This window comes from Tardiphaga sp. (assembly GCF_044340795.1).
In the GTDB taxonomy this organism is placed as follows: Bacteria; Pseudomonadota; Alphaproteobacteria; order Rhizobiales; family Xanthobacteraceae; genus Tardiphaga.
Genome location: NZ_JBIISY010000227.1, coordinates 1 through 9,353 on the forward strand (window position 1 = coordinate 1; position 9,353 = coordinate 9,353).

8 protein-coding genes are annotated in these 9,353 nt (G+C 64.3%); 6 read left to right on the forward strand and 2 right to left on the reverse strand.

From position 1 onward, the window contains the following. Nucleotides 1–146: 146 nt before the first annotated feature. The 6 genes from hemB (at nt 147) to ACIQ17_RS26410 (ending at nt 5,912) form a co-directional block, all read left to right on the forward strand. Nucleotides 147–1,208 carry a porphobilinogen synthase gene (gene hemB, locus ACIQ17_RS26385; RefSeq protein WP_398472266.1) on the forward strand — a complete coding sequence of 354 codons (1,062 nt, stop codon included), beginning with the start codon at nt 147–149 and terminating at the stop codon, nt 1,206–1,208. Nucleotides 1,209–1,222: 14 nt separating this feature from the next. Then, nucleotides 1,223–2,098, forward strand: coding sequence for a helix-turn-helix domain-containing protein (locus tag ACIQ17_RS26390; RefSeq protein WP_398472268.1), 876 nt, complete (start codon nt 1,223–1,225; stop codon nt 2,096–2,098). Nucleotides 2,099–2,179: 81 nt separating this feature from the next. Next, the gene (locus ACIQ17_RS26395; protein WP_398472270.1) at nt 2,180–3,055 is read left to right on the forward strand and encodes a PhzF family phenazine biosynthesis protein; all 876 of its coding nucleotides are present in this window, start codon (nt 2,180–2,182) and stop codon (nt 3,053–3,055) included. A gap of 40 nt (nt 3,056–3,095) precedes the next feature. After that, nucleotides 3,096–4,292, forward strand: a complete 1,197-nt coding sequence (locus ACIQ17_RS26400) for a serine hydrolase domain-containing protein (RefSeq protein WP_398472272.1) — start codon at nt 3,096–3,098, stop codon at nt 4,290–4,292. A gap of 189 nt (nt 4,293–4,481) precedes the next feature. Beyond that, nucleotides 4,482–5,036 carry an RDD family protein gene (locus ACIQ17_RS26405; protein ID WP_398472273.1) on the forward strand — a complete coding sequence of 185 codons (555 nt, stop codon included), beginning with the start codon at nt 4,482–4,484 and terminating at the stop codon, nt 5,034–5,036. 99 nt (nt 5,037–5,135) lie between these two features. Further along, nucleotides 5,136–5,912, forward strand: coding sequence for an arginyltransferase (locus ACIQ17_RS26410; RefSeq protein WP_398472275.1), 777 nt, complete (start codon nt 5,136–5,138; stop codon nt 5,910–5,912). Nucleotides 5,913–6,041: 129 nt separating this feature from the next. Here ACIQ17_RS26410 and ACIQ17_RS26415 read toward each other — a convergent pair whose 3' ends face one another. After that, nucleotides 6,042–7,427, reverse strand: coding sequence for an Nramp family divalent metal transporter (locus ACIQ17_RS26415; protein WP_398472277.1), 1,386 nt, complete (start codon nt 7,425–7,427; stop codon nt 6,042–6,044). Nucleotides 7,428–7,513: 86 nt separating this feature from the next. Further along, nucleotides 7,514–9,353 (reverse strand): filamentous hemagglutinin family protein (locus ACIQ17_RS26420; RefSeq protein ID WP_398472278.1); only part of this gene is annotated, 1,840 nt, incomplete at its 5' end.

Consider the following 9,353-nt stretch of genomic DNA (forward strand, 5'->3'; position numbering starts at 1 on the left):
AACTTGGACTTGTTCCAAGTCTAGCATTTTTCAGCCCCATCGTGACGTGAGTGCCGGGAAATGCTAGACTTGGAACAAGTCCAAGTTGCAGCACCACGTCGGCCTCCCGGCCGAGAGTTGAAGTGGTCGGTTCAGGAGACGGTATCATGGCGATCAAGTTCGGGCGGCCCATCGAATTGCGTGAACAGGCACCCCGATCGTCCGTCTATGACGCCCCTTCCCTCGGCCTCACCACCCGCCCCCGCCGCAACCGCAAGAGCGAATGGGCGCGCCGGCTGGTGCGCGAGAATGTCGTCACCACCGACGACTTGATCTGGCCGCTCTTCGTGGTCGAAGGCGACAATGCGCGCACGCCGATCGCCTCGATGCCCGGTGTCGAACGACTGACCGTGGATCAGGTGGTGCGCGATGCCGAGCGTGCGGTGAAGCTCGACATCCCCTGCATCGCGCTGTTCCCCTATACCGATCCGTCCCTGCGCGACGAGACGGGTTCCGAAGCCTGGAACGGCGACAATCTGGTCTGCCAGTCGGTGCGCGCGATCAAGAAGGAATTCCCCGATCTCGGCGTGCTCTGCGACGTCGCGCTCGATCCCTATACCAGCCACGGCCATGACGGCCTGCTGCAGAACGGCCGCATCCTCAATGACGAGACCGTGGCGGTGCTGGTGCGCCAGGCGCTGGTGCAGGCAGAAGCCGGCTGCGACGTCATCGCGCCGTCGGACATGATGGACGGCCGCGTCGGCGCCATTCGCGAGGCGCTGGATGCTGCGGGCTTCGGCGACGTGCAGATCATGGCCTATGCGGCGAAATACGCCTCGGCTTTCTATGGCCCGTTCCGCGATGCCATCGGCTCCGCCAAGACGCTGAATGGCGACAAGCGCACCTATCAGATGGACTCCGCCAATTCCGACGAGGCGATCCGCGAGGTCGAGCTCGATCTCGCCGAAGGCGCCGACATGGTGATGGTGAAGCCGGGCATGCCCTATCTCGACATCATCCGCCGCGTGAAGGACACGTTTGCAGTGCCGACCTTCGCCTATCAGGTGTCCGGCGAATATTCGATGATCATGGGCGCCATCAACAATGGCTGGCTCGACCGCGACCGCGTCATCATGGAGAGCCTGGTGGCATTCAAGCGCGCCGGCGCCGATGGCGTGCTGACTTACTTCGCGCCGGAAGCAGCCGAGCGGATCAAGGCGGCACGATAAGGCGCTGCCCGCTCATGCTCCGCTCCCTGCAGACGCTGCGTGAGAGTTCGTCGGATGCGCGCATGCTCGCATCCGACGACGATCACCTCGCGCTGCTCGGTGGCGGCGATGACTACCACACGCCGTGGCATTGGCACGATTGCCTGATGATCATGCTGCCGCGCATAGGCGCGGTGGATTTTCGCGATGAAAGCCGCAAGGCCGGCAGCTGGCTGAGCGAACAGCAATTTGCCGTCGTACCCAGGACGCTCGGGCATCAGACGGCCGCACGCCGGGCCGGCAACAATCACCTCGCCATCTACACGAGCGACGACCAGTTGACGGCGATCGAAACCCGGCTCGGCTCGCTCAGCCGCGTGCGTGCCAAGCTCGGCGCGCCCACGTTTTTCGCCACGACACCGCAGATGCGATCGCTGCTCGGCCTGTGCGAGACATACGATCCCGCGGACCGCGCCGCGCAGTCCGTCCGCGGACATCTGGTGGCGGCACTGCTCATCGACTGTCTCGCGCAAATCGAGCGCGGCGAGCAACTCAGCGCAGCGAGCCCGGCGACACATGGCGACGCACTCGCGTCCGAGATCAAATCCTACATCGCGACCAACGTCTGCGACACTCTATCGCTCGATCAGATCGCCGATGCATTCGGCCTGTCGCGCCGCCATGCCACGCGCCTGTTCCGGGACAAGACCGGGATGACGATCGGCGAATTCCACGATCGCGAGCGGATCGCGCGTGCGCGAGCATTGCTTGGCACGACCGATCTGCCGGTCGGCGAAGTGGCTTGGCGGGTGGGCCTGGAGTCCGGCTCGGCCCTCGCGCGCCTGATGCGGCGCGTCGCCGGGATCACGCCAGGCGATGCCCGCCGGATGGCCCGATCCGACACGCATTAAGGCCCGTTGGGTCGCGCGGACGAGTCTAGTGCCTCCTACTCTGATGCGACGCGCAACGGAGCAGGACGGGAATTCTCTGTCATGACTGACATCACACTGGTCAACGTCTTCACGCATCAGGGCGCGGGCGGGAATCCTTGCCCGATCGTCGTCGATGCCGGTGCCCTCGCCCCATCCGACATGCAGCGCATCGCCGCGGACTACGGCCATGAATCCGGCTTCGTCCTGCCTGCCTCGGGCGGCGATGCCGATTACACCTTCCGCTTCTGGGTGCCGCGCCACGAGATGGAAATGTGCGGCCACGCCACCATCGGCGCGCTGTGGACGATGGCGACGCTGGGGCAGCTCCGATCGCATCAGGTCCGCATCGAAACACGCAGCGGGCCTGTCACCGGCTTCGTCGATACGGCGAACGCCGCAGATCCCTATGTCGAGATCACCCAGCCGGTCGGCAAGGTCGTCGATCTCACGCCTGCGCAGGAAGACGCCGTGCTGTCAGCGTTACGGATCACGCGCAGCGATTTGCTGGACCTGCCGATCCAGAATGCCGTCACCTCGCGCGTAAAAACGCTGATCCCGATGAAGAGCGTGGAGCGGCTGAACGATCTGCAGACCGTCATGCCGACCACCGAAGCCTGCTGCGACAGCATCGGCTCCACCGGGCTCTATCCCTACGCGGTCGCCAGCGAGAGCGAGCGCCGCTTTGAAGCGCGGCAGTTTCCGAAATCGTCGGGCTATCCGGAAGATGCCGCAACAGGCATTGCGGCGGCGGCCCTTGCCTTCGGGTTGCTGAAAAACGGACTCGTCGGAAGGGACAGCCAGCGCATCACCGTGCTGCAGGGACGACCGCTCGGCGCCCTGTCCGAGATCGGCGTCCGTCTCGGCTTTGCCGGTGAGGCACCTGTCGGCTGTCTCGTCGGCGGCACGACCGCGCTCGCCGGTCCGCAGCAGCACTAACGCCACTCAACAGCTCACTCCCACAGACGAGACGCGATCCATGACAGGCCATGCAAAACTGTCGGCATTCGAAGCCGCCTATGGATTTGCGCGCAGCGATGTCCGCCTCTCCAACTGGCGGCAGGCGCCATGGAATGTGTGGGCGTTTCGTCACGTCTCCGAACTGATCCCGACAGCACGGATTGCGGCGACGCCGGGCTTGACCGAGGATGCTGTGGTCGCTCCCGGCGATCTCCTTGGCCTGACGCTGGCGACGGGCGAAGAGACCATGACGATCGCGGACGCCCTGCGCAGGACGTCAACTGATGCCATGGTGGTGATGAAATCCGGCCGCGTCATTGCGGACTACCATGCGGCGAACTTCACGCTGCAGTCGCGGCACATCCTGTTTTCGTCCAGCAAGTCCGTCACGGCCGTCGTCGCGGGCATCGCGTATGACGACGGGCTGATCGACCTCGATGCGCCCGTGCCGCATTACGTCCCCGAACTCAAATCATCGGCCTATGCGGATGCCCGCATCCGCGACGTGCTCGACATGCGGGTCAGCCTCGACTTCTCGGAGACCTATCAGGACCCCCGCGGCGATTTTGCGCGCTATCGCCGCGCCGGACTGCTCGAGCCGGCGGTGCCCGGCGACACCCCCGATTCGCTCATCGCTTTCCTCGCCTCGCTGCAAAAAGGCGCAGGTGATCATGGCGGACCGTTCCACTACTGCTCGCCGAATTCGGATGTGCTCGGGCTGGTGATCGAGCGCGCCACCGGCCGGCGCTTCAGTGGTTTTGTCTCCGAACGCCTGTGGCAGCCGATCGGCGCACGGCAGGATGCCTGCATCACCGTGGATGCGACCGGCCTCGCCCGCACCGGCGGCGGCTTCTGCATGACCCCGCGCGATTTCGCCCGCATTGGCGAGTTGATGCGGCTGGGCGGCACGCTGCACGGACGCCGCATCCTCTCCCACCACTGGGTGGAGGACACCATCGCGCACGGCTCCGCCGAAGCCTGGCGCGCAGGCCCGGGCGTCGCTTGGCTGCCCGAGGGCCGGTACAGCAACAAATGGTATCAGGCCGGCAATGCCAGCGGCGCCTTCTTCACGCTCGGCATCCACGGGCAGATGCTCTATGTGGACCCGGTCGCGGAACTGACCATCGCAAAGTTCTCGTCGCAGCCCGAGCCGGTGAACAACGACCTCAAGCGGCTGAACCTTGCGCTGTTTGACGCAGTTGCGAAGCAGGCCTGATTGTCATTCCGGGGCGCGCGACAGCGCGAACCCGGAATCTTCGAGTGGCTTGGGTCATCGGAGACTCCCATGTCGAGATTCCGGGTCCGCGTCTTCGACGCGCCCCGGAATGACAGGCGGGGGCTCGCACTCTTGTACCCTCCCCCGATCATCGCCATGTGATCTCCTGTGATGAGGGAGGAGCCATCCATGTCCGACACGGGTCCGCGCAACGGCAGCCAGCAGGGTGATACCTGGCGCAGCAATGGCACGCCGCCGCGTGCGCACGCGTTCGATCCCTATGCCCAGCCCGACCTGTTCCGGGGCGTGCTGGCACGGCGCTCCGTTGCCTTCCTTGTCGACGTCGTCGTGATCTCGATCCCGATCATCCTGGCCTGGGTATTCATCGCGGTGTTCGGGGTGATGACGCTCGGTCTCGGCTGGGGGCTGTTCTGGCTGATTTCGCCGGCCTCGATCATCTGGCCGATCGTCTATTACGGCATGTCGCTGGGCGGACCGCATTCCGCCACCTGGGGCATGCGGATGATGGACCTGCAGATGCGCACCTTCTCCGGTCAGCCCGGCTATTTCGTGCTGGGTGCTGCGCATGCGGTGCTGTTCTGGGCCTCGGTCTCGCTGCTGACGCCGCTGGTGCTGGTCGTCGGCCTGCTCAATGGCCGCCGGCAGCTACTGCATGACCTCGTGCTGGGAACCGTGGTGGTGAATGCCTCCGTCGCCCGGGCGAAACTCGGTTACGCCGGCTGAATTTGACATCGATCAATCGCTACACCGGGTAAATTCATTGACCGTTAGCCCGGTCGGCGCAATGCTGTGTCAGCCTGCTTCGGAGCCCCATATCGACCCGTGACCCAACACTCCCGCGACACCCCGCAATTCTATCTGACGGCGCCGTCGCCCTGCCCGTATCTGCCGGGCCGACAGGAGCGCAAGGTGTTCACGCATCTGGTGGGCGACAAGGCCGGCGACCTCAACGACCTCCTGACCCATGGCGGCTTCCGCCGCAGCCAGTCGATTGCCTATCGCCCGGCCTGCGACCAGTGTCGCGCCTGCGTGTCGGTGCGCGTGGTCGCCAATGAGTTCAAGCCGTCGCGCAATTTCCGCAAGGTGCAGGCGCGCAACAGCGACGTGATCGGCGAGCAGCGCGGCGCGGTGCCGACCTCCGAACAGTATTCCGTGTTCCGCGCCTATCTCGACCAGCGTCACCGGCTCGGCGGCATGGCCGACATGACGGTGCTGGACTACGCGATGATGGTGGAGGACTCCCATGTGGAGACCCGCATCATCGAATATCGCCGCCGCGGCCCCGACAGCGGCATCACCGGCCGCGGCGAGGACCTGCTGGCGGTGGCGCTCACCGATGTGCTGAGCGACGGATTGTCGATGGTCTATTCGTTCTTCGAGCCCGGCGAGGAAGCCCGCTCGCTCGGCACCTTCATGATCCTCGACCACATCGAGCGCGCCAAAAAAATGGGCCTGCCCTACGTCTATCTCGGCTACTGGATCGAGGGATCCAAGAAGATGGACTACAAGGGCCGCTATCTGCCGCAGCAGCGGCTGGCGCCGAGTGGCTGGCTGCGCGTGGATGAGAACGGCGAGATGATGGGCGAGCCGGAGGAGTAGCCGGCACTCGCTACATACTCGATGTCATCACCGGGCTTGACCCGGTGACCCAACTTCTCACCCCCATGACGAAAGATGGATACGCGGGTCAAGCCCGCGTATGACGTGGGGAGAATTGGGCGAACCTAATCACCCCAAAAAGAAATCCACCACCAGCTTGATGTTGAGCGCGATGATCACCACCGCGGTGATCAGCGCCAGCGCCGTGACCCAGCGCGGCGCGATGAACGGGCCCATCTTGCGCTTGCTGGCGGTGAACAGCACCAGCGGCACCACGGCAAACGGCAACTGCAAACTCAGCACCACCTGGCTGAGGATGAGCAATTGCCCCGTCCCCTTCTCGCCATACCAGATGGTCACGCCCACCGCCGGCACGATGGCGATCATGCGGGTGATCATGCGGCGCAGCCACGGCGCCAGTTTCAGCCGCAGGAAGCCTTCCATCACGATCTGGCCGGACAGCGTCGCCGTGATGGTCGAGTTCAGGCCGCAGCAGAGCAGCGCGATGGCGAACAGGGTCGGCGCGAGGCTGGAGCCGAGCAGCGGCGCCAGGAAGGCATGCGCCTGATCGAGTTCGGCGACCTCGGTATTGCCGGCCTTGTGGAAGGTGGCGGCGGCAAGGATCAGGATCGAGGCATTGATGGTCAGCGCGAGGCAGAGCGCGATGGTCGAATCCCAGGTGGAGAGCTTGATCGCCTCTTTCCGCTCCGCGACGCTGGGGCCATAGCCGCGCGTCTGCACGAGGCCGGAATGCAGATAGAGATTATGCGGCATGACCGTCGCGCCGAGAATGCCGAGGGCGAGGAAGAGCATTTCCTTGTTGGCGACGATCTCGGTGGTCGGCGCGAAACCGCGGATCACCTGCCCCCAGTCGGGATCGGCCATGGCGATCTGGATCGCGAAACACGCCGCGATGACGCCGAGCAGCGCAACCACAAAAGCCTCGATCCAGCGGAAGCCATAGGCCTGCAGCGCGAGGATGAGAAACACGTCGAGCGCGGTGATGATGACGCCGATCTCGAGCGGAATGCCGAACAGCAGATTGAGGCCGATGGCGGTGCCGATGACCTCGGCGAGGTCAGTGGCGGTAATGGCGATCTCGGCCGAGATCCACAACAGCCAGGCAACCGGTTTGGGATAGGCATCACGGCAGGCCTGGGCGAGATCCCTGCCCGCGCCGACGCCAAGCCGCGCGCAGAGCGACTGCAGCACGATGGCCATCAGATTGGAGACCAGCGCCACGGTCAGCAGCGCGTAGCCGAACTTGGACCCGCCGGCCAGCGAGGTGGCCCAGTTGCCGGGGTCCATATAGCCGACGGCGACGAGATAGCCGGGGCCGAGAAACGCCACCAGCTTGCGCCAGAACGAGCCGTTCTTGACGGTCCGCACCGAGCCGAACATGCCCGCCAGCGACGGATCCCCCCCGCTCGTCCGCCAGCCCGGCAGATCGACGGCGGGCGCGGATGTGGGGGAACTCAACGGCGCAGCAGCAATGGCAGGCGATTTGGCATCCATTTCAGCAGGATGGCCGAAAACGGATCTTATTGCAACTCACTTGCAAGTGCATCTGGCATTTGAGCGCTTCAGCTGGTGCCGAAAACCTATTGCTGTTGCAATTTGCGTGCGCGCTCCCCGGAGGTCAGCAATGCCATCTGGTCAGCCGTCAAGTTGCCATGCCCAACAACTTGAACAGGTGCATTCGGATCATAACTCTGCCGGTTCTGATTGTGCCGTTTGCGTTCCTCCTCGCGCTGTCGGTCCGTTTCGCTGTCACCGCCGCCATAGCCGAGCACCTCGACGATGATGACGGATGGCGCTTGCGACGTGGTCGTCTGTGATGACGTCTTGGCGGCATCGGTCGCCGCCTTGTTGTCGTTCTCCGTCCGCGCGATGGCCGGCACTTCCTTTGGCACCGGCGGAAGTCCCTTCGCCACACCGCCGAGATCGATATTGGTCGCATTCAATACGCGATCTGCTGCGACATAGAAGTCGCGTGCCACACGCACGCCGGCATCACCGAAATTGACGGTGCCGCGAGGCGCGACGAGCGTGACGTCGCCGTCGCCGATGGTGCCGATGCCGCTACCGCTCATGTCGACACGTTCGAGAATGCGGGTCACACCATCTTCATCGGTCACGATGTCCGGCGCGGATGGCACCCGGAGTGTCTTCGCACCACGCCCCGCATCGACGTCACCGACCGTGGACCAGATGATCATGTCGCTGCCGCGCCTGGTCACCTCGGGCACGAAGGTTAGAATGCGCGATCGATTGACGATCACGTCCTCCCTGGCGAAGATATTGATGTGCCCCGAGGACAACGTGACGAGACCAGCCCCTGCGGGCACATCGGTGCTGAGCGCTGCCACCTGCAAGCCGCCGCCCGGGGTCAGCGTCTCGATATCGCCGCCGCCCATGGTCCGGATCGTCAGCGAACCCGAGACGATATCTCCCTTCCAGCCATCGCCTGGGAACAAGGTCGTGATCGCTGCATAGCCGCGGTTGTAGCCGCCGTTCAATGGCAGGCCGTTCTGTCCGGGTTCGAGCTGGTCGCGCCCGGCGTCACGCAGTTCCTGCATATAGACGCGGCGCAGGAAGATCTGCTGCGTCAGTTGCGGCAAGGCCTGGAAGCGCTCCCAGGCGTACAGCGGCGCGAGCGCCTCGCCCGTGATTTCCTCCATGAAGGAGACGAGGCCGCGGCGCACCGTTCGGATCTGCCCGGTCTCGTCCTTTTTCATGTGATCGATCAGATAGAGCGGCACGACGGTGCCGTCATCCAGTGTCGTCCTGAGATAGTCAGGCATTGCCGCGACATTGGCCGGATCGAGATAGGCCGCCGAGAAATCCGCATAGGCCGGCTGCTTGCCATTGAGGCCCGCCATCAGGGTCACGCTGGCGCCATCCTCCGGCAATCCCTTGATGTCGGACATCAGAACCGGCCGGTTGTTGCCGTCCCAGCGCCGGTTGCCTTCGCTCCGGATCGAAATGCTGGTCGCGAAGTTGAAGCCGTCCTTGCCGGTGCCGCCGAAAATATCGCGCCCCGCGGCGAGCATCAGGGAGCCCGGCCCTTCGATCCGGATCGAACCGGCATAGCGACCGACGGCGCCGATGATGTCGTTGCCAGCTTCGAGAAGGGACACATCGGTGCTGTGATTATTGCGGAGCGAATAGCTGAAGCCGCGGATGTTGGTGCCGGCACGGAACCAGGTCTGCTCGTTCGTGGTGACCTTGTAGCCGGCTTCGCCAAGGCCAGTTTCGCCAATGATCGATCCATTCCGCGCGTAGAAACGGCTCGGCTCATGATCGTCCGCCATCGGCAGCCGGTCCGGATTGCTGACTGACTTGAGATACTTTTCGTAGATGCCTGCATTGTACCAGACGCTGGCTGCTGGACCGCCCTGGTCGTTTGCGATGATCAGGTTCATATCGACATAGGCATAG

What these genes read in the sequence shown, in the direction of transcription:
- ACIQ17_RS26400 (WP_398472272.1), top strand. Translation starts at nt 3,096, where the DNA reads ATGACAGGCCATGCAAAACTGTCGGCATTCGAAGCCGCCTATGGATTT.
- ACIQ17_RS26405 (WP_398472273.1), top strand. Translation starts at nt 4,482, where the DNA reads ATGTCCGACACGGGTCCGCGCAACGGCAGCCAGCAGGGTGATACCTGG.
- ACIQ17_RS26390 (WP_398472268.1), top strand. Translation starts at nt 1,223, where the DNA reads ATGCTCCGCTCCCTGCAGACGCTGCGTGAGAGTTCGTCGGATGCGCGC.
- ACIQ17_RS26395 (WP_398472270.1), top strand. Translation starts at nt 2,180, where the DNA reads ATGACTGACATCACACTGGTCAACGTCTTCACGCATCAGGGCGCGGGC.
- hemB (WP_398472266.1), top strand. Translation starts at nt 147, where the DNA reads ATGGCGATCAAGTTCGGGCGGCCCATCGAATTGCGTGAACAGGCACCC.
- ACIQ17_RS26415 (WP_398472277.1), bottom strand. Translation starts at nt 7,427, where the DNA reads ATGGATGCCAAATCGCCTGCCATTGCTGCTGCGCCGTTGAGTTCCCCC.